Genomic DNA, 23,087 nt, shown 5'->3' on the forward strand with positions numbered 1-23,087 from the left:
ATCAAACAAATTATTTAGAAATCGCATTGACTCAATTCACCCTGTTTTCCGCGGAAGTCAGCCGGTTACGGACCACTGGGTCATAGCCACCCCTGGAAAAGGGATGGCACCTCAGAAGCCGCCACCCCGCTTTAATTCCTCCCTGGAGGGCGCCGAATCGCTCCACCGCCTCCATGGCATATTCGGAGCAGGTTGGAACAAAGCGACAGGAGGCCGGCAGCATAGGCGAGAGAAGCCATTTATATCCACGTAACAGCAGGAGAAGTGCTCGCTTCATGGCTTACATTCTTGCCAGTTTGCCGCTGACCACCTGGAAGCAGCCCGCAACTTCCTTTTCTAGCTCAGTAAAGTCTGCCTTGAGAGCGCTCTTCTTAGGGTTAAAAACCACATCAGCGCTCACTGACAGTTGGTCCCGTTGCAGACGCACCGCTTCGCGCATTCGCCGCTTGATGCGATTTCGTTCTACCGCACCGCCCAGCGCGCGGCTTACCGTAAATCCCACACGTGAGCCGCTGCTCTCGCGGCCAAGGTAGAAAGCGGTCAGGTGCGGAGCAAAGTGCCTTCGGCCAAGCTCATACACTCGCTGAAAATCTGCATGCTTCAGCAATCGGCCGCTGCGGGGAGACTCTCGCACTGGCTTCTCACTTCGCGTATCAGGAAGTTGCCCTGGCGGATTGCCGATCACAACTTTGTTTCGGTTCGACAAGTGCGGATACCGGCCCCGAATGAAACGCTACTCGCGGAAGCCTGGCTTCACCGAGACTCGCTTGCGCCCCTTGGAACGACGCCGCGAAAGCACCGCGCGTCCACTCTTGGTTTTCATTCTCTGCCGGAATCCGTGCGTCTTGGAGCGGTGGCGACGGTTAGGCTGGAACGTGCGTTTAGGCATGAATGCTGGTTGCTCCTGCTGAAACGAGTAGTGCTACGTAAACGAAAAGTATATCTGAGGTAGCTCACTGCGGCAAACCACTGCCAGGCAAGCAGATTTGTCTGCAGGCGCGGAATTCCTGCACAGAGAGTTGTGCTTGCGCTGCTTCAATGACTGCACAACTCTTGCGTCTTTACCAATTAACTACTTGACAGAATTTTCGAGAAGCGTACAAATCGCGCCACACAGAAAAAATTTCTTGGGAAGATTTCCACACATGAAATTTTATTCGTGCTAGTATGCCGGGCAGTCACTTCGAATGTCATTGCACCTGCTGTTAGGCAAACATTTCCCGCTCGTGAATAACGAGTAATCAGTCCCTGGTAGAAAAGGCCGATAATACCGGCCGCTATGGTTCGCTAAATGTCTGTTACAAGTGCAGCAATCTCCCCCAATCCTTGGGTCCGCATCCTCGACGCGCTTGAGAAAAAAATCAATCGCCACTCGTACGACACGTGGCTGAAGCCCACACGTTACAGCCACGCCAGTGGCACGGTCATTTATGTCCGCGTGCCGACTCCGGAGTTCCGCCACATCAGCGAGAAGTACGCCGACCTGATTCAGGAAGCTCTGGACAACCTTGGCCTCGAATTTGAGGACGTAAAGTTCGTCACCCCGGAAGACGACCCTGCTGCGACGCCGGTCCGTCACGACGGCGGACTCTCTGCAGCAGCAGCTGTCACAACTGCATTGGTGGGCGGACAGTCACGGTTCGATTGGGACGGCGCAGCGCAGTTGAACCCGCGCTACACCTTCGACGGCTTCGTGATCGGCGCGGGAAATCAATTCGCGCATGCGGCGTCGTTGGCAGTTGCTGAGCGGCCCTCGAAGGCCTACAACCCGCTCTTCCTCTACGGCGGGGTCGGCATGGGTAAGACCCACTTGATGCAGGCCATCGGCCACGAAATCAAGAAGCGGGCGCCGCAGGTAGCCATCTGCTATCTCTCGAGCGAGAAGTTCACGAATGAAATGATTAACTCGCTGCGCTACGACAAGATGAGCAGCTTCCGCGACAAGTTTCGCAACGTGGATGTGCTGCTGGTGGACGATATTCAGTTCCTGGCCCAGAAGGAACGCACCCAGGAAGAATTCTTCCATACCTTCAACGCGCTTCACGAGTCCATGAAGCAGATCGTGATCGCCAGCGATCGCCCACCCAAGGAGTTGGCCGAGATTGAAGATCGTCTGCGTAGCCGCTTTGAGTGGGGCTTGATTGCCGACATTCAGCCGCCCGACCTGGAAACCAAGGTCGCCATCCTGCAGAAGAAAGCGGAGCAGGAGCACGTCACCCTGCCCACCGACGTGGCGCTGTATATCGCGTCCAATATACGTTCCAATGTTCGCGAGCTCGAGGGAGCCCTGATTCGCTTGATCGCTCACTCTTCGCTGATTGGGGCTGAGATCACCCTGCCCTACACCCAGCAGGTGCTGAAGAATTTTATTGATTCCCAGGCGCGCAAGGTGACGATCGAAGCCATCCAAAAGGCAGTCGCCGAACAGTTTGGGCTACGACTGGTGGAGATCAAAGCCAAGAACAACTCACGGGCGATCGTCTATCCGCGCCAGATTGCAATGTACCTTGCCAAACATCTGACCGAGGCTTCCCTGCCGGAGATTGGTCGTCAGTTTGGGGGCAAGCACCACACCACCGTGCTGCACTCGGTGGAGAAGATTGATGACGTCCGCAAGAACGATAAGGATTTAAACAGGCTCCTGAATAAACTAACGGAGACTTTAGGCGGATGAATCGCCTCTCTGGACACGTTTTCCACTTTCCGCGTCCTTCTTCCTCGCGTGCGTCTGTGAACGGTATGTGGAAGCTGTGTAACCAGGGACGTAATTCGGAGATGCCGCACTGGTACTCCACCCAGAGCGCCGACATTCAGGAGAGTTATATACAGGCGCAGTTATGGGGTGAGGGCGCTCTGCTGGCGGAAATCGGGAAGATTTCCACTTTTCAGAGCCGCCTACTGCTACTGCTAGTTGTATTAGGTTTTATTTTGATATAAGAGGATTAATAATAGCGGGGTTCACTCCCCGGGGTGCCACTTATGCCGGCAGAAGCCACTCTTACCGCAGCAGGAACCTCCACACTGGAAATTGCCGTAAGCCGATCAGAACTCCTCCGGGAGTTGACGGCTACGCAGGGTGTGGTTGAGCGCAAGACCACCATTCCTATCCTTTCCAACTTTTTGTTTGAGGCCGCAGGAGACCGGCTCTCCATTACCGCCACGGACCTCGACCTCAGCTTGCGGACCTCCTGCCCGGCCAAGGTCAAGAAGGAAGGTGCATGCACGATCCCGGCACGTAAGCTCTACGATTACGTGAAGCTGCTGCCGGATACCGACATCTCTCTGAGGCTGCTGGAGAACCACTGGGTTAACATCCGCGCCGGACGGTCCAACACAAAAATGGTCGGGATGGCGAAGTCAAACTTCCCCAGCCTACCGGCGTTTCCCAATGCGGGAATTGTGAAGGTCCCGGTTTCCGTGCTGCGTACCTTGATCAGCAAAACCATTTTTGCCATCTCGAATGAAGAATCGCGCTACACCCTGAATGGCGCGCTCATGGTGTTGAAGCCGGAGTCCATCACCATGGTGGCCACCGATGGCCATCGCCTGGCACACATCGAGACCGCGGAAAAGTTCCCCAATGTTGGCGAGATGAAGACCCTGGTGCCCAAGAAGGCGATGGCTGAACTGCATCTGCTACTCCAGAATTCCGATGAAGACGTGCTGGAGTTCGCCAAGGACGAGTCCACCCTGTTCTTCCGCATCGGGCACCGATTGCTTACCTCGCGTCAGCTCACCGGGCAGTTTCCCAATTACGAAGCCGTACTGCCGAAGGACAACTCCAGAGTCGTCACCGTGCGCTGTGACGATCTGAATGCAGCCATCCAGCGCGTAGCACAGTTTGCTGATGAGCGCTCGGGTGCGATCCGGCTACGCTTGGAGAAGAATGAGCTGAAGATCTCATCTTCCTCCACTGAGGCCGGTGAGTCGGAAGATGCTATTGATACCGCCTACACCGCCGAACCATTGACGATTGGGTTTAATTCCGCCTACCTGCTGGATTTCCTCAAAGCTGCCGATTCGCAGGAGGTCCGCCTCGAGCTTAAGGACTCACAATCCGCCGGCCAGCTCCGCCCCGAGGACAACGAGCAGTACAAGTACCGTTATATTGTTATGCCGATGAGGATCTGAGCTTGGCCCTCGGAGCCGAGGATTACGCCGGTTCCATGGGAGACGCAGGAAACTGCGTCTCTTTTTTTTGGGCGCGCGATCCTATGCCGTCCGTCGCCGGTAGGTCGTCCAGCCAAACCACAAGCCATAGAAGAACGCCAGCAGCGCTGCCGAGAGGCCTATGCTCAAAGGTACCGAACCGGTTACTTTGCGGCACACCACGTAGAAGTCGCCGCTGCTTCCTAACCCAATAAAGAACATTGAAACCAGCATGATGCGCCCGGCAAACTGGTGAAAGTCTTCGCTATCTTCACCCGCGAGCACGATGCGGTGGTAGGCGGCGGGGGTAATCAGCAGTATGGTGCAGATTGCACTGGCGGCGAGGCTGGCAAAATGGATGTATTGGGATGACACTGGCAGTTCGTTGAATCCGTCCATCAGGATGATGATGAATTGAAAGCCCAGCAACGCCTGAGCCCCTGGCAGAACCATGCGGGCTTCGATCAACACTTCTTTGATCTTCTCAGTAAGACTGGGTTGCTGAACTTCTCCGGGCTGATTCGGCATTGTTCCTGAGGGACAGACCGTAGCTGAAACCCGGCCCCGCCCTTCCTCCCTGAGCCGCTTGAACAACTCTAATCCGTACCAACTGGACAAGGCCGCGGTCAGGGTCAGCAGGCCTGTGACGATAGCCAGCCTTGTGTTACCCAATCTTTCGCCGGCCACATACATGCCCGCACCCAGAGCAAACGCGAACGGCAGCAGTCCAATGTCGAGCACCACGGTCAAAAATCGATGAAAGCGTTCGCTGATTTGGCCAGCTTCGACAATACGGTGGTAGGAAGCGGGCGAGAGTGCCAAGCCCAAACCAACCAGCATCAGTCCCAAACTCACGGTCAGCAGCGTACGCGAGAACGATGTCAACCCCCGGAATCCCGGTTCGAAGACGGCCCGGTAGCTGAATCCGATCAGCACCTGACCGCCAAGAATCAATATGCGCGCCTCGTTCAGCGCGTTCTCGATCTTGTCTTTTAACTGGGCCACGACAAGATAAGTTGCTGCAACTCTGATGAGAGTTGCACAGGAGCGGCACCCAATTGACTCGTCTATCTCCCGGGACTAAGCTGACGCACTGCAGTTTGGGGGCGCGCCATGCTGAAAGGCTTCAAGCAGTTTCTGTTGCGGGGTAATGTGATTGACCTGGCTGTTGCCGTGGTGATCGGCGCCGCGTTCGGCGCGGTGGTAACGGCATTTGTCAAAGACCTGCTGACACCGCTCATCGCGGCTCTCGTAGGGAAGCCAGATTTCTCAGCCTTCAAATTCACGGTTCGCGGCAGCACATTTTTGTACGGCGAATTTGTGAACGCCGTGGTTTCTTTTCTGTTGATCGCGGTGGCGGTTTATTTCTTCGTCGTCACACCCATAAATGCGCTCATTTCACGCTCGCGCAAGGAGCCGCCTCCCGATCCGACAACCAAGAAATGTCCTGAGTGCCTGAGCGAAATTCCCATTGATGCGCGGCGCTGTGCTTTCTGCACATCGGCGATTCCCCCGGGTGCGGTCAAAGCGGTTTCGTAGGCTTGCTAAACTACTGAATTCTGGCCTGTTGTGGGAACAGATACCTGCCTTTTTTCCGCCTCAAAAGGGCCCCAAAACGACCTTCGATGTGGTACAATAAACACTGGGTCGAAAGCCCACTAAGTGGGTATAATTTCAATAACTTAATCAAAAGTCCAGCCGACAGAAAAGCGCCCTGTCGCAAGCCCGACCCGCGCGTTTTGAACGGAGCTGAATGGCCACAAAAGCAACCACCCTTGCTCAACCCGTTGCCGAACCAAAATTGAAAAACGGCAAGTCCACTACGGAGGGCACAGTCGCCGCCGTAAACGGAAATGGCGCGCAGGAGTACACCGCCGATTCCATCAAGGTTCTTGGTGGCATGGAAGCCGTACGCAAGCGCCCAGCCATGTATATCGGCTCCACGGGCGAGCTCGGACTTCATCACCTGGTTTACGAGGTAGTTGATAATTCGGTTGACGAAGCGCTGGCCGGCTTTGCCGATCGTATTGACACTGTCATCCACATTGATAATTCCATCACCGTAGTTGATAACGGCCGCGGTATTCCCGTGGACGACATGGAAATTGATGGCGAGAAAGTCCCTGCTGCTCAGGTGGTAATGACCAAGCTGCATGCCGGCGGCAAGTTCGATACCTCCAGCTATAAAGTTTCCGGTGGACTGCACGGCGTCGGTGTTTCGTGCGTTAACGCGCTCAGCGAAGAGCTCGAGCTGGAAATCCGGCGTGACGGATTTACCTGGGAGCAGACCTACTCCAAAGGTGAGCCCACCAGCAAGCTGAAGAAAACTGGCCAAGCCAAGAAGCGAGGCACCAAGGTCCACTTCAAGCCCGACACTACGATTTTCACCACTACGGAATACAACTTCGATACCCTGGCTCAGCGCCTGCGCGAGCTGGCTTTCCTGAATAAAGGCCTGCTGATTACGTTGACCGATGAGCGCGCGACTGACCCAAAGACGGGTGAACCCAAGAAAGTTGAATTCAAGTACAACGGTGGCATCGCGGAATTTATCAAGCACCTGAACAAAGGCAAGAGCGTGCTCCACGACCGTCCTATTTACATGGAGGCGGAGCGCGACGGTGTGGTGCTGGAGATTGGGCTGCAGTACAACGATGGCTATTCGGAGAGTATTTTCAGCTTTGCGAACAACATCAACACGGTAGATGGTGGCACGCACCTCTCCGGATTCCGGACCGCCCTCACCCGCACCATCAACTATGCCGGCCAGCAGTTGGGCCTGTTCAAGGACATCAAAGAGAATCTTACCGGCGACGACGTTCGCGAGGGCCTGGTGGCGGTAATCAGCGTAAAACTGCCGCAGCCTCAGTTTGAAGGCCAGACCAAGGGCAAGTTGAATTCCGACATCGCCGGAATCGTGCAGGCGTTCGTGAACGAGCGTTTGGGCGCGTTCTTCGAACAGAACCCCCCGATTGGCCGCCGGATTATCAACAAGGCGATCGAAGCAGCGCGCGCGCGTGAAGCCGCCCGCAAGGCGCGCGACCTGACCCGCCGCAAAGGCGCCATGGACGGAGGCGGCCTGCCGGGTAAGCTGGCCGACTGTTCCGAGCGCCAGCCCGACCGCTGCGAACTCTTCCTGGTAGAAGGCGAATCCGCAGGCGGCACTGCCAAGCAGGGCCGCGACCGCCGTTTTCAGGCGATCCTGCCGCTTAAGGGCAAAATTCTAAACGTGGAGAAGGCCCGCTACGACAAGATGCTCAGCCACGAAGGCATCCGTGACATGATCACCGCCCTCGGCACCGGCATTTCCAAAGAGGACTTCGATCCGGCAAAGCTGCGCTACGGCAAAGTCATCCTGATGACCGACGCCGACGTGGACGGGTCGCACATTCGGACGTTGCTGCTGACCTTCTTCTTCCGCCACATGCAGGAGCTGATCAAGCGTGGCAATGTGTTCATCGCGCAGCCGCCGCTCTACTCTCTGAAGAAAGGCAAGTCGCAGCAGTACATCAAAGACGACCGCGACTTCGTCAAGGTGATGGTGAAGCGCGCGGCTGATGGTTTGACTGTCCGCTACGGCGAAGGCGCCGCCCGCCTGGAAGGTGCGCCGCTCACTCGCTTCATGACCATACTGAACGAGTATCTGAGTTTCTTCGACAAAGTGGACAAGCGTTTGCGCGATCAGAAAGTCACCGAGCTGCTGCCCAAACTCGATTTGGCGAAGCGTGCTGATTTCGAAGGCGACAAGAAGAACGCGCCGCGCAAGATCGTCCAGCTCGAAAAGGAATTGAAGAAGCTGCAAAAACCGCAAGGCTTCAAGAACGTGGAGTTGCGCTTCGACGAAGAGCACAATTTGTGGGAGGCGGTGTTCGTCAACGCCCAGGGCGCCGAGCACGTGCTGAATTGGGAGTTGGCGTCTACGCCCGAGTACCGTCAGATGATGTCGAAGTACAAGCAGATTGAAGCCAACATGGAGCCGCCGTTCGTGATTGAGACCATGGCCAAAGCTCCTGCCGCCGCAGCTGGCGCAAACGGCGACGAACTGAGCGATGCGGAGCGCGAAGAGCAGGAAAAAGCCCAGAAAAAGACGCCCAAGGCGGCAGCGAAGAAAAAATCAGCTGAGCCCGAAGTGGTGGAGAAACATAGCGCCCGCGAACTCTTTGACCATGTGCTGAACGAGGGACGCAAGGACTTCATCATCCAACGCTACAAAGGTCTGGGCGAAATGACCGCAGAACAGCTTTGGGAGACGACGATGGATCCCGAGCGTCGTACCCTGCTCTCAGTAAAGCTGGAAGACATCGCTGAGTGCGAAGCCATCTTTACCACCCTGATGGGCGAAGATGTCGAGGCGCGGCGCAAGTTCATCGAGGACAATGCGCTGGATGTGAAGAACCTGGACATTTAGACTCACCTGGGCACAGGCGCCCTCACTGTGCGGCCAAGCGCTGGCTCGGCAGTCAGCGTATTTCGTGCTGAGCTTCGCTCAGCTGCCCAGCCGAGGGCGGCTGGGCCTACGCAAGAATCTCCGGCGGCGAAATTGCGGGGGCGCGCACCGCGTCAACGGGATACTTCACTTCTCTGTACAGCGCGTTAAACACCACAAACAGAAGCGCAATCAGGACAAATACCAACACACTGCCTTCGGGGCCTACGGACCCGCCAGTGAGCCAACGGGGGCCGTGGAACGTGGAACTCAACAGGTGCCCGGGAGTGACGAATCCGCTATTGGGCACGGAATAGAGAAACGTCTCACCCCAATCAAACGAGAGATGGAAGCCGATCGCCCACCACAGGCTGCCGGTTCGGCGCAGGGTAAGGCAGAAAAAGAGTCCGATCAGACCGGCGCTCAGCCCCCCTACCCATTCTTCGCCCGGATTTCCCAGGTGTACACCGCCGAAGGCAGCCGAAAGTAATACCGCTGCCGGCCAGAAACCAATCCCGGTGTAAAGCGTGAAAAGTGTGTAACCACGAAAAGAGAATTCTTCGAACAAACCGACCAGCAGGAAGAACACTCCCCAATAGAGCGCCCATTTAATAATGCGCGCACCATGCAGCACCAGGTGCCCATAGTCGAAGGCGTGTCCTCCGTGTAGTGCATAGATAAGCGCGCTGATTGCCACAAGGCCCCAGAGATTGCCCACCCAAAAGCTTTTGCCGAACGCGCCTCGTGCAGGCAAGCCGTACGCGGCCAGCGAGCGCTTCTCGATTGCGCCCATGATTACCGCCGGGATGAAGGCGGAGAGAAAAAGAAGCGACTCACCGGCGAAGACCACTCCGGGCTGGAACCCACGTCCAGGACGGAGCAGCGCCCTCGCCAACAGCGCCAGGAGAAAGTAGCAGCTGCCGGCAAAAGCAAAATAGATAAGCAGCCGCCATCCGGCACGCAATCCGTACGGACCGAAAAAAATGGTTTGCAGTAGAGAAGGCGCGGGTGGCGGAGGCGGCGGCAATTGCTGCCCGGAAATGCTGTCCCCTGGTAGTGGGGAGCCCAGAGACAACGGATCCTGCGAGTCGTGCATGAATAACTTTCTCCTACGCAGCCGGTGACATGGTAAAACACTCGGCTCAGTTAAATGGCGAAATTCTTCACCCGCGAAAGATTCGGAACACCGCAGTTCGCGGCCGGATTTCTGCTGCTCATCTTCCTGGCCCAGTGCCTGTGGCTGGTGTACATCAACCCAATATCTGGAAGTGAGATCGCGCGTATCCAGCGCGGGCTCGACCAGTGGCGGAATGGACAGATCAATATCGAAGATCCGTATCGCTCGCCGCTGTATTACCTGGTGGGCAGCTTTGCTCTTTTTAGCTGGCACGGTCCTGTGGATACTCAAAGCCTTCAGCCCTGGCGTTGGCTGGTACGCGCGCCCTGGATTTGTTTCGGAGTGCTGCTGGGAGCTTCGCTGTGGTATGTGGCGCGGCGGCTGTACGGCAACGCCGGCGGATACATCGCGCTTCTACTGTACTGTTTTTCTCCAGTCATCATCGCGCAGAGCGCCAGCTATGGAGTGCAGCCGGAGATCGGCGCGGCCTGGGGAACATTTGGCGCGGTCTTCACTTCGATTGCGGTGGCACACACACTCTATGCGCCGCGGCGCGTACTTTGGAACTGGCGGCGAATCGCGCTGCTCGGACTTTCTCTGGCGCTTGCCGTCGGCTCGCAATTTTCCCTGTGGGTCGTCCTGCTGATCGCGCTCGGCTTTTTGCTCTATCTGGCGCCAGGACGCCGGGGCGCTGCCCTGGCCATCTTCGCCGCGAGCTGCGCAGCGGCATTGGTGGTCCTGTGGGCAGGATACTCGTTGAGCGCGGCTGCATTCCTGGAAAGCATTCGCCACGCGCGCCTGTTGGATTTCACTCCCCGGGCATTACTGATGGCGGCGAATTACCGGCGGCTTGGGCAAGTGATCGTCCGGGCCAGCCCCGCGCTGATAGTGCTTGTGCCCCTGGCGTTGGTTACTTTTTCGGTTTGGCGACGTGCCCGGTACTTTGGCAATAGCGCGCCCGTGATTGTGTCAGGACTTCTCCTGTTTCTGGGGCTGCTGAATCCGCATCAGCCTGGACTTGGATTTGTGCTGATGACGATTCCAATCCTGTTTGTGTTCATTTCCGGTGTGTTGGCTGACCTGCTCGAAACTGGCGCGCGAAATCAAGTCTTTGCGCTTGCGTCTGGATTGCTCGCCGCCAATACTTTGTGGAGTCTGGTGCACCTTCCCAGATAGGCTGCGGCGGCCGCTAACCATGAATCTTATGTAGCCTCAGGTTGGCGGACGCATCAAATGGGCAGGCGTGAGTTCCAACCGGGGAAGACAGTTGTCCGGCCGAAACCCCGGCTTGTGACTCCCCGCCCGGCACGACTTCTGTTTCGGGCCGGGGTTGGAATTAGGTGAAGATGCAAGGTTTGCGCGGAGGCCGCGCCATGTTGTCATTAGTGAGTTATGATTCGCTTGTGAAACGGTTATCGCTTCTTGCTACCGGACTTGTCCTTGCTGCGCTGGTTGTACCTTCGCTTTCCGCGCAAATTAACGGAATTCCACCGCTGGTTACGTCTTTAAGTAACGGCCGCACGTCTTTGCCGCCGGTGAACATTGGTCCGAGCGTAACCTCGCTGGGACCGCGCGGATTCAGGGGCGGCGGTGTTTTCTTCGGAGCTACAACCCGTGGCTTTACCAGGCCGGCTTTTGAACATAACCCCCACATGCATTTTCGTGTGCGCACTCCGTTTGTAGGTGTAGTCCCTGTTGCTGTCCCCATTGCCGTGCCAGTCGCGGTGCCGGTGTGGTTCGATTCGGGAATGGGTTACGCGTCTTACGAGACGGACCCATCTGAAAACGACGACTCTGAAGTACCCGGGCAAACCGTCTTTGAGCATCGCCGCACTTACGTTCCCAGGGTCGCAGCCTATGACCGCGAGTACGACGACTCGAGAGGCAATGGCGCGTCCGAGCGGCAGGCCAGCAAGGAATCGGACGCACAGGTAGCCGAGTCGGTCCAGATGCCTGCTCCGCCGCCCGCTCCCGAGGCTCCACAGCCAACCAGCATTCTGGTATTTCTTGACGGCCATAAAATTGAAGTCACGAATTACGCCATCCTCGGTGACACGCTCTACGATTTGACCCCTGGCCATCCCCGCAAGATTGCCCTGGCGATGCTCGACCTGAACGCGACTGAGAAGCTGAACAGCGACCGCGGCGTGGATTTCAATGTGCCCGCTGCAAAGGGCGAGTAGAGGCGGCACAAGAGGCGGCATATATGTGGCGGCCCCCAATCCCAAATGTAACGGCGTTGCTGCTATTGGCAGTGGCGCCGGCGCTCGGGCAGATGCGCGGCGGATCGTTGAGCGGCGTTGTCGGGGGCCGTGTCTCTGCCGGCGCCGGATTCACTCATTCGGCAGTAGCGGCACATTTGCCTGCTGCCGGCGTGGCTCCGCAAAGCGGTGGAACCAAGATCACCTTCGGAAGCGGATTTCATCGGCATCATCATTTTCCGCGGTCCCGGTCCGCGCCCTTCTTCTTTGGAGATGGCCTGTTCTGGGGCGACCAGCCGATCGTCGAAGAAGAGCCGGTAGCGATGGAAAAAGGACAGGCTGCGGTTCCGGCCATCCACATCGCGGAACCGGTTAAGCCGGCAGAGCCGCTGATGATTGAACTGCAGGGCGGTCGTTTTGTTCGGCTCACCGATGCCCAAGTTAACGTGGCGCAAGTCAACGTAGCGCAAGTTAACCAGGCGCACGTTGATTCACCTCGGACGAACCGCACTCAACCGGTAGGTGATACGCGGAGGGCGGCTGCCGGGAATGCCCGGCCTGCGGTGCTGATCTTCCGTGATGGGCACCAGCACGAGGTCTCCAGCTATGCCATCATTGGCGCCGCGCTGTACGAATCTGCCGGATACTGGAGCGCCGGTTACTGGACCAGGAAGATTCTGCTGGCCGATCTGGACTTGCCGGCTACGATCACCGCGAACCAGCAGCGCGGGGTCAATTTCATGCTGCCGTCGGCCCCCAACCAGGTTGTAATTTTCTAGCCAAACTCTCACCGCGAAGGATTTTTAACCACAGAGGGCACAGAGCAAAACCAGACCTTTCACCACAAGCGACAGGAAGGGTCACGAAGTTTTGTATTTTTGAAACACGGAGAGCACAGGGATCACCAAATCGCGACCAAACAAGCGCACGGCGAAGTGGGCAAACAGCAAATTCTCAAGATTTCAAGCCTCTCAAAAGCCCCTTCGTGATCCCCTTTCTGGTAAGGATTCGATCTCAAAAACTCTGTGTTTCTCTGAGTCCTCTGTGGTTAAAAGGGTGAAGATTTTGTCCCTGCTCGTGGTATAATTACATCAGGCTCGCAGACGCACTAACTTCCTATAAATGCAACCACTTACGGAAAGTTCGCGGTTCCACCAAAACCGCGGTTCAGGTGGTAATTTTTGGCTGGACGGCAATGTCGCCCAGTGGCTAAGTGCGTCTCTGCTGAGCCGAGACTTAACGGTCAACGAAAGACGAAACTATGGCTGACGAACAGGATCCTCAACTTCCATTAACGCCTCCATCCGGTGACGGTGGCCTGCCCCCGAACGTGCAGCCCATCAACATTGAAGAGGAGATGCGCCGGTCGTATCTCGACTATTCCATGTCGGTGATCATCGGCCGCGCCCTGCCCGACGTAAAAGACGGCCTGAAGCCCGTGCATCGCCGCATTCTTTACGCCATGCACGATATGGGCTTGCTGCACAACCGCAAGCACCTCAAGTGCGCCAAGGTGGTCGGCGAATGCCTGGGTAAGTACCATCCGCATGGTGACGCTGCCCTGTACGATTCGCTGGTCCGCATGGCCCAGCCGTTCTCCATGCGCTACCCCTTGGTAGACGGCCAGGGAAACTTCGGCTCGGTGGATGGAGATCCCGCCGCGGCCTACCGATATACCGAGTGTCGCCTCACCGCGATCGCGGAAGAGATGCTGGCGGACATTGATAAGGACACGGTGGATTTTGTCGAGAATTTCGATAATACCGGCACCGAGCCGGTGGTCCTGCCGACGAAAATTCCCAACCTGCTGATCAATGGCGCCAATGGCATTGCCGTGGGCATGGCGACCAACATTCCGCCGCACAATTTGACTGAGATCGTGGATGCCACCATTACGCTGGTGAACAATCCGGCGACGCCGTTACCGGAAATTTTGAAATTTGTTAAGGGACCGGACTTCCCGACCGCCGGCATTATCCACGGCCGCAGCGGCATTCTGGAGGCCTACAAGACCGGACGCGGCCGCTTCATGATGCGTGCCCGCGCCGCCACTGAGAACATCACCAAAGAACGCCAGGCGATCATCGTTACGGAAATTCCGTATCAGGTGAACAAAGCGCGCTTGGTCGAACGTATCGCCGAGCTGGTGAACAACAAGACGGTTGACGACGTCTCCGACATTCGTGACGAGTCCGACCGCACCGGCATGCGCATCGTGATCGAGCTCAAGCGCGGCGCCGAGCCCCAGATCATCCTGAACCAGCTCTTCAAGCACACTCAGATGCAGGAGAGCTTCAGCATGATCTTCCTGGCCGTAGTGAATGGCCAGCCGCGGGAGCTGGGCCTCATCCCCGCCATTCAGCATTTTATTGATCATCGGGTGGACGTGGTCCGCCGCCGCACCGCATACCTGCTATCCAAGGCCCGTGAGCGCGAGCACATTTTGGAAGGCTACATCACCGCGCTCGATCATCTTGACAACGTGATCGTAATCATCCGCGGCAGCGCCAATCGTAGCGACGCGCGTGAGAACCTGGTGGCCTACTTTGGTGGCAAGAAGATTGACATCAATACCACTGGTCGCGCTCCCAAACTCAGCCCTGAGAAGCCCTTCAGCACGCGCCAGGCCGATGCCATTCTCGAGTTGCAATTGCACCGCCTGACCAGGCTCTCGATTGATGAAATCACCAAAGAGCTGAGCGAAACCCGCGAGCACATTACCGAATACGAAGCCATTCTGGGATCGGAAAAGAAGCTGCGCGGTGTCATTGTTAAAGAGCTGGAAGAAATCAAGAAGCAGTACGGCGACGACCGCAAGACTGAGATCCAGGACGAGACTGCCGAAATCCAACTCGAAGACTTGATCGCCGACGAACAAGTGGCGGTCACGGTCAGCCACTCCGGCTACTTCAAGCGCACTCCCATCTCCACCTATCGTCAGCAGCGGCGCGGTGGCACCGGGCGCACCGGCATGAAGACGCGTGACGAGGATTTTGTCGAGCATCTGTTCATCGCCTCGACGCACGCCTACATTCTGATCTTTACCAACACCGGCCGTGTTTACTGGCTCAAGGTGTATGAAGTGCCGGATGTGAGCGCCGCCGGCAAGGGCAAGCACATCGGCAATCTGGTCGCGCTGCAGCCGGGAGAAACCTTCCGGGCGCTGCTCGAAGTGCGCGACTTGGAGGAAGAGGGCAAGCACGTCTTCTTCGTTACCCGTAAAGGCACGGTGAAGAAGACGCCGCTGAAAGATTTTTCCAATGTGATGTCGCGCGGCATTATCGCCATCGGCATCGAGAAAGACGACGAACTGGTCGCCGCCCATGTCACTGACGGCAACCAGATCGTGTTCCTGGCGTCGCATGAAGGTCAGGCGATCCGCTTCGACGAAGAGGACGTTCGTCCCATGGGACGTCCTGCTTACGGCGTTCGCGGGATGGACCTCGACAAGGGCGACTACATTGTCGGCATGGCGGTCACACCGAAGCCGGGGAAAGCGCCTGTCGCGCCCACCATTCAGCAGAAGGTGGAAGAGGTCACGGGCGCGGGAGCTGCCGAAGCCGAGCCGAAGAAGACAGACGGCAAAGCCGGAGAGGGCAAAGCTGCCAAGTCCGACGACTCCAAATCTGCTCGCTCCAAGTCCGCTGGCTCAACCGTGGAAGCGCAAGGCTTAAGCCCTGCGAAAAAGGGAGCAAAAGGGGAAGGGGCTTCAGCCGCTGCGGCAGAACACCCCAGCATGATCCTCTCCGTCACCGAGAACGGATACGGCAAGCGCACCGGGGTTGACGAATACCGTCTGCAGACCCGCGGTGGCAAGGGCGTCATCAACGTGAAGACCACCGAGCGCAACGGCAAAGTCGTAGGCATTATGCTGGTGGACGAGACCTCTGAGGCGATGCTCATCAGCCACTACGGCAAGATCATCCGCATTGACACGCGCCAGATTCGCGAGGCCGGCCGCTCCACTCAGGGTGTCCGCCTGCTGAACCTGGAGCCGGGAGACAAAGTCGCCGCCGCGACGGTCATCTTGCCGGATGAGAACGGGGCGGAGCCAAGTTTGATTCAGTAGGATTTGGAAAAAAGAAGAATGCATACGCTATTGCTGGCCTTGTCACTGGCCATAGCTTTACAGCTGTGTACAGCGCAAGGGCAGCCTGTTGTGAGTTCCGCCGCTCAGGCTCAGCCCAGCCCCAACGATCCTTCGCACCAGGTCCCGGTGGTGGATGCTGGACTGGGCAACTGCTCAGTGGAGTTTCATGTCACCGACGGGGAGCTGAAGCCGATTTACGCGGCGCAGATCTCGGTCCACATGCGCTACGGCTTTGGCGGGTTCCACAAGATGGACCTCCAGGTCTCCACCAATGTCGACGGACGCGCCCGCTTCGAAGGATTAACCGAGCGCGCCCGCATGCCCCTGGAATTTAACCTCGAAGCCCCGCAGCGCCAGCCCAATGCGGTGGCCGTGGACCTGCGCGAGAAATGCAAGTCGGTACAGGAAGTAGTGCTGCCGGCCAAATGAACTAATGAAATACCAATCGTTCGATTGTCCTCGCTGAAAGCTCTACTGTCCTTGCGGGGCCTTCTCCAGCGCGGCCAGTGGCTCGGAGATGTGCTCGTGCACGATGAGCCAATCCTTGCCGGTCTTTTCCCAGATCACGGTCCAGCGGAAGTCGCCCTGGCCTTTGGTGCCATCTTTCATCGCGTCCTCGTGGTGAACGGTGGCAGTGCCCCAGACGAGTTTGCCATTGCGATGCAGGCGCGCGTCACCATTGACGGTGGCCTGAATAGATTGAAAGCTGGCTAAAACCTTCTTCACGCCCTCCTGATACTCCTCCCACGAGTTGTATTTAAGGGGCGCGATGTCGAAGAACACGTGCTCCGGGCCTTTGGCGTAGAATTTGGCGACGTTGGCGGGATCCAGGGTGCCCCAGCCGTCCCAGATCTTCTGCATCAAATTTTTATCGGGAACTCCGGCGCGCTCGGCCTTTTTGGTTGCCTTCGCGGCCGAAGGCTTTTCTTGTGTAGCCTCTTGTGCGAAGCCGACAGAGCTGACAACCAGCAGCAGAAATCCTATCCACAGAAAATTACGCATCATGCACCTCAGGTGATTTTGTAGCCCGCGATTTTCCCACAAGCGGGGGAGTTTTGCACTTAACGCCTGCCGCAGTTTGACGCTATTTCGCAGCACACGCTAAAATAGTTCAGTTTGCCTGTATTTGCGCCCCGTTCTGGGGTCGCCCGAAGCCGTTGCGTCCTGACGCCGGCGAAGGAACACAGCAAGCACAACGTAGGCGCCCCCGACGCGCTTCTGCGCGAGTGGGACTCAGACTAGAGAGGCATCATGTACGCAGTGATTCGCACCGGGGGGAAGCAGTATCGGGTCGCGCCCGGCGACGTTATCCGAGTGGAGAAGCTGGCCGAGTCCTCACGCGACAATGGCAAGGTGGAGTTCGGCGAAGTGCTGGTTGTCTCCCCTTCTGATGGTGAGGTAGGCAGGCCGCAGTCGGAGGCGCTAGTAACCGGCCGCGTTGTGGGCGAAGGCCGTGCCGACAAGGTGCTGGTCTTCCACTACAAGCGTAAGAAGCAGTACAAAAAGCTGGCTGGCCACCGGCAGCCGTTCACCGCGGTAAGGATCACGGAGATTACGTTTGATGGGCAGCGCTTCACCGCGCCCGAGGAGCCAGCGAAGGCAGCCAAGCCTAAGAAGACGAAGCCGGAGGTGGAGGAAGGCGCCGGAGAAGCAAGCGAGAAGGCAACGCCCAAGGTCAAGGCACAAGCAAGCGAGGGCGGAACGGCGAAGAAAACTGCTGGCCGCGGAAAAGCAAGGTCGAAAGCGAAGGGCGCACCCAAGAAAAAGAAGTAAAGCGCGGGAACGAGCCGGCGGACGAAAATCTGAAGAGAGAGTTGTTGAGAGGAAATCAGCAATGGCGCATAAAAAGGGCCTAGGAAGTTCACGAAATGGCCGCGATTCCAATTCCCAGCGGCTGGGGTTTAAAGCTTTTGGAGGACAGGTTGTACCCGGCGGCACCATCATCGTGCGGCAACGTGGCACACGCGTCAAGCCGGGCCTGAACGTTGGCCGGGGCAAGGACGACACGCTGTTTGCAAAGATCAGCGGCAAGTTGAAGTTTGTAGATAAGGGCTCCATGGGGAAGTTCGTGATGGTCGAGCCGGTTCCCGAGTCGTAAGTTAAGACCACAGAGGACGAGGACGCAAAGTTCAATTTCAGTTTTCGTTAATGAGAAGAGAAGGCCTCGTGCATCGGCGAGGCCTTTTGTTTTGCCGTGAGAGCTGATGTTTATTGATGAAGCAAAAATCCGGGTGATGGCGGGAGGGGGCGGCAATGGCTGCATGGCCTTCCGGCGGGAGAAGTTCGTTCCCCGCGGTGGCCCGTCGGGCGGGGACGGTGGTAAGGGCGGCGACGTGATCATGGAGTCGAGCGAGCGCCACAACACGTTGGTGCACTTTCGCTTCAATCCCGAATACAAGGCGGAGCGTGGGCGCCACGGTGAAGGCTCGAACAAAACCGGGCGTGAGGGCGCCGATGTGGTGTTGAAAGTTCCGGTGGGTACGATCGTCTATGACGATGAGAGCGGGGAGAGGATCCATGATTTCTCGCAGCCGGATGAGCGTTTGGTCATCGCCCGGGGTGGGCGCGGCGGCAGGGGAAATGCGCGTTTTGCAACGTCTACTCATCAGGCGCCGCGCGAATGTGAGCCCGGTAAGCCCGGCGAGGAACGCGCGTATCGCCTGGAACTCAAGCTGCTGGCCGATGTGGGGCTAGTGGGTTATCCCAATGTCGGCAAGTCCACGCTGATTTCGCGGATTTCCGCTGCTCGCCCCAAGATTGCCGATTATCCATTTACTACTCTCCAGCCCAACCTGGGTGTAGTTGCCGTGGGAAACGAACCCGAGCAGATCAGCTTTGTTGTCGCCGACATTCCCGGATTGATTGAAGGCGCGCACACCGGAGCTGGACTGGGGACGCAGTTCCTCCGCCACGTTGAGCGCACGCGCCTATTGGCTCACCTGGTGGATGTCTCAGACGCGAGCGGCCGGCCCGAACCCGTGCATGATGTTGAGGTAATCATGGGGGAGCTGAAGAGCTTCGGCGCGCACCTGGAAGAAAAGCCGATGGTCCTGGTGGCATCGAAAATAGATGTCGCGAATAAGGACAAGCTGGCCAAGCTGCGCCGTTACGCCAAGAAGCAAGGGCTGGAGCTCTTTCCGATTTCCGCCGTGACCGGCAAGGGTATCGAGGAGCTGAAATACGCCATGGCGGAGCGCCTGCAGGAAATGCGCGAGCAGGAGCGCACGGCAGCGCAGCCGACCTCGCAGGTGGCAGACTAAAACATGAACGTCGCCCTTTTTGGCGGTACTTTCGATCCGGTGCACCGCGGGCACATTGTCTTGGCACAAGAGGCACAGAAACAACACGAATTAAAGCAGGTGCATTTCATTCCGGCGTATGTGCCGCCGCACAAGGCACAACCTTCAACTGCATTCGAGCACCGTTACGCAATGTTGGCTTTGGCCACGCAGGATGAGAAGGCATTCCTGCCATCGCTGCTGGAGTCGCCAAGCGCAGCATCGCCATCGGCACATGATTCAGGAACTGCTGCAAAGGCGAAGCGCCGCTCGGAAACGGCCGCGAAGTCAGGTGATCAACACCAGGGCGCCGCGGGAGCGAATTACAGCGTCGATACAGTGCGGCGGTTCAAAAGAACGCTGGGCAAGAGCGACCGCCTGTTTTTTCTGATTGGTATTGACGCATTCCTGGAGATCGCAACCTGGAAGGACTCGGAAGCTCTGCTGGCGGAATGTGAGTTCATTGTGGGCAGTCGCCCGGGGTATACGCTGGCCGATGTCGCGAATGCGTTGCCACCCGGGATTCGTCCCTCCGCGCATGTGACCAAACCGTTCCGCCATCAGCCTGCGAAGGGCGAATTGGTATTAGGGCCGGCACGAATTCACCTGCTGGAAGGGGTGAACGTGCCCGTTTCCGCCACTCAGGTGCGTCAGGTCGCTGCCCACGGTAAGTCACTGACGAAGTACGTGCACCCCGCGGTGGCGGGATATATAAAGAAAATGCGGTTGTACCACGGTGAGAGCTGAATTCATGGAAAATTCAAGTTCAGAGCAGCAGAACCGTGGTGAAATTAATCTGAGTGCGGGAAGCATAGCAACGCAGTTTCCCATCGAATTCTCCGAATGGCCAAAAAGAATACCCTGAAGCAGCAAGTTTCCGATGCCATCTCCGCCTGCGTGGAAAAAAAGGCGGAAGATATATCTGTGCTGGAGATGGAAAAGAATTCCGGCGCGTTCACCGATTACTTCGTGGTTTGCAGCGGGACCAATCCGCGGCAGATCCAGGCCATTGCCGATGAGGTTGAGCACAGGCTCACTCGTTACGGCATGAGGCCCACCCACGTTGAGGGCTATAACCAGGCTGAGTGGGTCTTGCTGGACTACGTGGATTTTGTGGTCCACGTTTTCTCCGAGCGGGCACGGAGGTTTTATGATCTGGAACGGCTGTGGAAGTCCGCCAAGCGCCTGGAACCTTCTGCGCTGACGAGCCGCAAGCGCCAAAAAGCTTCGCCGTTAGTGGGCGAAGCTGTAGAATCTGTCCCGCCGCGAGCCCGCCGCAAGAAGGCGTAGAAACCTACTCCTTTCCCCTCCCAGGTGACCTGGGAGGTACAATCCTCTTTCTGTGAAGCTTCATATTGTCTGGATTGGCAAGACGAAGCAGCCCGCAATTCAAAGTTTGACCGCCGAATACCTGGAGCGGCTGAATGGATTTACCCAGGTAGATGCGCTCTCGCTAGCGAGCGAAGCCGCGCTGCTGCGCATGATGGAAAAGAAAGCACCAAGGGCTCCAAGCCTGGTGTTGCTGGACACGGCCGGTCGGCAGCTTACCTCGGAAGAACTCGCTAGATTCATTGGTGACCATCAGAACCGCAGCCCGCAGCCTCTGCTTTTTGCAATAGGTCCGGCGGACGGTTTCAGCCAGCAGACCCGCAGCAAAGCATCATTGGTGCTCTCTTTGAGCAAGATGACCCTGCCGCATGAACTTGCGAGAGTGGTGATGCTCGAGCAACTCTACCGCGCGTACTCCATCCTCAAGGGACATCCTTACCACCTGGGCCACTGAGATCATTGGTCCTTTCGCTCTACTGCTGTCCTGCTGCGCGGGGCTTGATGATGTCGCTCAGCAGGTCGGGTTGCGATGCAAGGCGCACAAGATGGGGGGATTGGGGACCGCCTTCGTAGTTCACTACCAGAGTTTTATAGAAGCCAACATTTTCCACCAGAAGCTCGAGCTTGCCAGCACTTGGTTTCTGGGTGCTGCGCAGCACGTCTTTCAAGATTTCAGGCGACCATCGCCGGCCGTTGATCGCCAGCAGCACCATTCCGGGTGCGACTCCAGCCTGGGCCGCCGGCATTCCAGGGACAACATCCGCGATTGTTCCCTCTTTCGGATTTTGAGACTTCCGCAGCACCATGCCGAGTGAATCAGTGAGATCGAAAAAATGATAGGTCTTTTCCGCCGACTTACGGAGTTCATTCGGCGTATCGTTATAAACCAATGTCCAGCCGCCTTGTTGGATCCCGCCTAGCGGAGCGCGTGTATTGACTGCGACAACGCGACTCCCGAAGAAAGACTTCCAATCATAGGGAGCGACCTGGTTGAGCGCCACAATAACGTCCTCCAGCACGTAAGGTTTTACGGTGGGCGGTCCGCTGGGTGGACCGAAGAAGGCGCGACAGAAATCATCCAGTGAGCGCTTGCCGGTTGTCTGGTTACGAATGATGGTGTCGGCTTCCAGCCAGATGAGCACGCTCTCGGGATAGAAATCGGCGCTGCGGCGCCAGGAAGTCCATTCCGGCGGCGCCTCATAGAGCAGCTGCGCCGATACGGCCGTGTCCTCGAGAGGGCGCCAGATCCGTCCGGCGTGGTGATCCATGTTGGCGGCGGTGAGGGCTAGGCCTTCGCGGAACTGCTCAGGCGTGGCCAGACCGCTTCGTGCCATGAGTATCTCGCCTAGATATTCGGTGAGGCCTTCGTAAATCCATAGGAGACTGCCCTTCATCGGCTGCTGGTAATCAGGAGTGAGAAGTCCAGCCGGGCGGCGGTACTTGCCATTCCAGGAATGTACGAATTCATGGGGCAAGAGGCCGGCCATGAGTTTACGGCGATCGGCATCTATCAGTAACCGCTCCTCGACGCGATTGTCGCTGGACTCGTGATGTTCAAGCCCGCTGCCGTTCTCCAGATCACTCAGCGAAAGCAAGAAATGGTAATCGCGATAATGATGAGCGCCAAAGAGTGCGGCGGCCTCAGCCATGAGCCGCTGATAATTCTGGATGAGCGCCGGTGAAGCCTGCAGCGCCTCGTCGGAATCAGCCGCCATATCAAGCTCCTGTGGAGGCGTGCCGGGGGCGGGCAAAGGGACCGCGCGGTAATGAGCACCCGCGAGCAGGGGAGAATCAACCAGAGTTACGAGCGAGGCAGGGGCGAAATTAACGGTGTCGCCGGACTGGCTTTCGATCGGCAGCGCGGTGCCAAATTTCCAGCCAGGGGGCAGGCGCAGGCTTGCCTTGTAGGTGTAATCGGCTGCCGGCTTACCCTGCGGATAGAGCAGGACCACGTTCCAATTCAGAATCATGAGCTGGTCGGTGCTGACGGGATCGAAGCGCCCAGGTCCGTGGCTCGGAGTAACGTAGTTGAACCAGACTTCCAGCGTGTTGGCGCCGGGTGGAACTTCGCAGTGGAAAGCGTACATATCAACGTCATCGCGTCGCCAGGCGAGCAGGTGGCCGGCGGCCATGATCTTCAGGGCAATCAGATTATTAATTGGCCCCGTTGGACGGTGATTGCCGGGAAGCCACTTGGGATATACCAGGGTGAGCGGGCCAGAAGAGACGGGAAACGCGAGATGAGCATGAAACACTCGGCGCGGCGCCTCGCTGGCATCAACGCTCAGGGTGATGGGAGCAGTTTGGGCGGAAAGGGCCGCTGAAACTGCGCAACCGAACCCAAGAAGAGCAACAAATTCAAGCCAACGAAAGCATCGCATTGGGTAGTCCCTATGAGAAAGCCGCAATGTTAGGTGGCAGCAAGCGGCAAGTCAACGCGGCAAAGAACACGCAGGCCAAGTACAATCGTGAAATTGCAAACGCAGTGTAATTTTGC

22 protein-coding genes are annotated in these 23,087 nt (G+C 57.4%); 15 read left to right on the top strand and 7 right to left on the bottom strand.

Annotation, left to right across the window (positions count from 1 at the left end; all coding sequences use genetic code 11):
- Nucleotides 1-31 precede the first annotated feature (31 nt).
- The 3 genes from yidD to rpmH all read right to left on the bottom strand — a co-directional run bounded on the left by yidD (nt 32) and on the right by rpmH (nt 889).
- Complete coding sequence (yidD, locus tag VFA76_11780; GenBank protein ID HZR32516.1) at nt 32-277, bottom strand: membrane protein insertion efficiency factor YidD; 246 nt, start codon at nt 275-277, stop codon at nt 32-34.
- Nucleotides 278-280: 3 nt separating this feature from the next.
- Nucleotides 281-634, bottom strand: coding sequence for a ribonuclease P protein component (gene rnpA, locus VFA76_11785; GenBank protein ID HZR32517.1), 354 nt, complete (start codon nt 632-634; stop codon nt 281-283).
- Nucleotides 635-733: 99 nt separating this feature from the next.
- Nucleotides 734-889 carry a 50S ribosomal protein L34 gene (gene rpmH, locus VFA76_11790; protein ID HZR32518.1) on the bottom strand — a complete coding sequence of 52 codons (156 nt, stop codon included), beginning with the start codon at nt 887-889 and terminating at the stop codon, nt 734-736.
- 402 nt (nt 890-1,291) lie between these two features.
- Here rpmH and dnaA point away from each other — a divergent pair, with 402 nt between their 5' ends.
- A complete protein-coding gene (gene dnaA / locus VFA76_11795; protein ID HZR32519.1) occupies nt 1,292-2,674 on the top strand; it encodes a chromosomal replication initiator protein DnaA in 1,383 nt (460 codons plus the stop codon).
- 305 nt (nt 2,675-2,979) lie between these two features.
- Nucleotides 2,980-4,131, top strand: a complete 1,152-nt coding sequence (gene dnaN / locus VFA76_11800; GenBank protein HZR32520.1) for a DNA polymerase III subunit beta — start codon at nt 2,980-2,982, stop codon at nt 4,129-4,131.
- A gap of 81 nt (nt 4,132-4,212) precedes the next feature.
- Here dnaN and VFA76_11805 read toward each other — a convergent pair whose 3' ends face one another.
- Nucleotides 4,213-5,154, bottom strand: coding sequence for a DUF6328 family protein (locus tag VFA76_11805; GenBank protein ID HZR32521.1), 942 nt, complete (start codon nt 5,152-5,154; stop codon nt 4,213-4,215).
- 108 nt (nt 5,155-5,262) lie between these two features.
- On the opposite strand from VFA76_11805, the gene mscL reads away from it, so the two are divergent.
- Nucleotides 5,263-5,688 carry a large conductance mechanosensitive channel protein MscL gene (gene mscL / locus VFA76_11810; protein ID HZR32522.1) on the top strand — a complete coding sequence of 142 codons (426 nt, stop codon included), beginning with the start codon at nt 5,263-5,265 and terminating at the stop codon, nt 5,686-5,688.
- A gap of 214 nt (nt 5,689-5,902) precedes the next feature.
- Nucleotides 5,903-8,557: a DNA topoisomerase (ATP-hydrolyzing) subunit B gene (gyrB, locus tag VFA76_11815; GenBank protein HZR32523.1), complete on the top strand. Its 2,655-nt coding sequence runs from the start codon at nt 5,903-5,905 to the stop codon at nt 8,555-8,557.
- Nucleotides 8,558-8,663: 106 nt separating this feature from the next.
- Here gyrB and VFA76_11820 read toward each other — a convergent pair whose 3' ends face one another.
- Nucleotides 8,664-9,671 carry a type II CAAX endopeptidase family protein gene (locus VFA76_11820; protein HZR32524.1) on the bottom strand — a complete coding sequence of 336 codons (1,008 nt, stop codon included), beginning with the start codon at nt 9,669-9,671 and terminating at the stop codon, nt 8,664-8,666.
- 54 nt (nt 9,672-9,725) lie between these two features.
- On the opposite strand from VFA76_11820, the gene VFA76_11825 reads away from it, so the two are divergent.
- From VFA76_11825 to VFA76_11845, 5 genes are all read left to right on the top strand, one after another.
- A complete protein-coding gene (locus VFA76_11825; protein ID HZR32525.1) occupies nt 9,726-10,868 on the top strand; it encodes a hypothetical protein in 1,143 nt (380 codons plus the stop codon).
- 197 nt (nt 10,869-11,065) lie between these two features.
- The gene (locus VFA76_11830) at nt 11,066-11,875 is read left to right on the top strand and encodes a hypothetical protein (protein ID HZR32526.1); all 810 of its coding nucleotides are present in this window, start codon (nt 11,066-11,068) and stop codon (nt 11,873-11,875) included.
- A 23-nt stretch (nt 11,876-11,898) separates the two neighbouring features.
- Nucleotides 11,899-12,672 carry a hypothetical protein gene (locus VFA76_11835; GenBank protein HZR32527.1) on the top strand — a complete coding sequence of 258 codons (774 nt, stop codon included), beginning with the start codon at nt 11,899-11,901 and terminating at the stop codon, nt 12,670-12,672.
- Between the two features lie 482 nt (nt 12,673-13,154).
- Nucleotides 13,155-15,962: a DNA gyrase subunit A gene (gene gyrA, locus VFA76_11840; GenBank protein HZR32528.1), complete on the top strand. Its 2,808-nt coding sequence runs from the start codon at nt 13,155-13,157 to the stop codon at nt 15,960-15,962.
- A gap of 90 nt (nt 15,963-16,052) precedes the next feature.
- The gene (locus VFA76_11845; GenBank protein ID HZR32529.1) at nt 16,053-16,412 is read left to right on the top strand and encodes a hypothetical protein; all 360 of its coding nucleotides are present in this window, start codon (nt 16,053-16,055) and stop codon (nt 16,410-16,412) included.
- 42 nt (nt 16,413-16,454) lie between these two features.
- On the opposite strand, the gene VFA76_11850 is transcribed toward VFA76_11845, so the two are convergent.
- Complete coding sequence (locus VFA76_11850; GenBank protein HZR32530.1) at nt 16,455-16,988, bottom strand: nuclear transport factor 2 family protein; 534 nt, start codon at nt 16,986-16,988, stop codon at nt 16,455-16,457.
- Between the two features lie 246 nt (nt 16,989-17,234).
- Here VFA76_11850 and rplU point away from each other — a divergent pair, with 246 nt between their 5' ends.
- From rplU to VFA76_11880, 6 genes are all read left to right on the top strand, one after another.
- Nucleotides 17,235-17,756, top strand: a complete 522-nt coding sequence (gene rplU / locus VFA76_11855; GenBank protein ID HZR32531.1) for a 50S ribosomal protein L21 — start codon at nt 17,235-17,237, stop codon at nt 17,754-17,756.
- 61 nt (nt 17,757-17,817) lie between these two features.
- Nucleotides 17,818-18,081, top strand: coding sequence for a 50S ribosomal protein L27 (gene rpmA / locus VFA76_11860; protein ID HZR32532.1), 264 nt, complete (start codon nt 17,818-17,820; stop codon nt 18,079-18,081).
- 106 nt (nt 18,082-18,187) lie between these two features.
- On the top strand, nt 18,188-19,243 hold the full coding sequence (obgE, locus tag VFA76_11865; protein HZR32533.1) for a GTPase ObgE: 1,056 nt from the start codon (nt 18,188-18,190) through the stop codon (nt 19,241-19,243).
- Between the two features lie 3 nt (nt 19,244-19,246).
- Entirely contained in the window at nt 19,247-20,008 is a 762-nt protein-coding gene (gene nadD, locus VFA76_11870) for a nicotinate (nicotinamide) nucleotide adenylyltransferase (GenBank protein HZR32534.1), read from the top strand.
- Nucleotides 20,009-20,104: 96 nt separating this feature from the next.
- Nucleotides 20,105-20,551, top strand: coding sequence for a ribosome silencing factor (gene rsfS, locus VFA76_11875; GenBank protein ID HZR32535.1), 447 nt, complete (start codon nt 20,105-20,107; stop codon nt 20,549-20,551).
- Between the two features lie 52 nt (nt 20,552-20,603).
- Complete coding sequence (locus VFA76_11880) at nt 20,604-21,044, top strand: 23S rRNA (pseudouridine(1915)-N(3))-methyltransferase RlmH (GenBank protein HZR32536.1); 441 nt, start codon at nt 20,604-20,606, stop codon at nt 21,042-21,044.
- Nucleotides 21,045-21,063: 19 nt separating this feature from the next.
- On the opposite strand, the gene VFA76_11885 is transcribed toward VFA76_11880, so the two are convergent.
- Nucleotides 21,064-22,971, bottom strand: a complete 1,908-nt coding sequence (locus VFA76_11885; protein HZR32537.1) for a PDZ domain-containing protein — start codon at nt 22,969-22,971, stop codon at nt 21,064-21,066.
- Nucleotides 22,972-23,087 lie beyond the last annotated feature (116 nt).

This window comes from Terriglobales bacterium (genome assembly GCA_035651655.1).
In the GTDB taxonomy this organism is placed as follows: Bacteria; Acidobacteriota; Terriglobia; order Terriglobales; family Acidobacteriaceae; genus DASRFG01.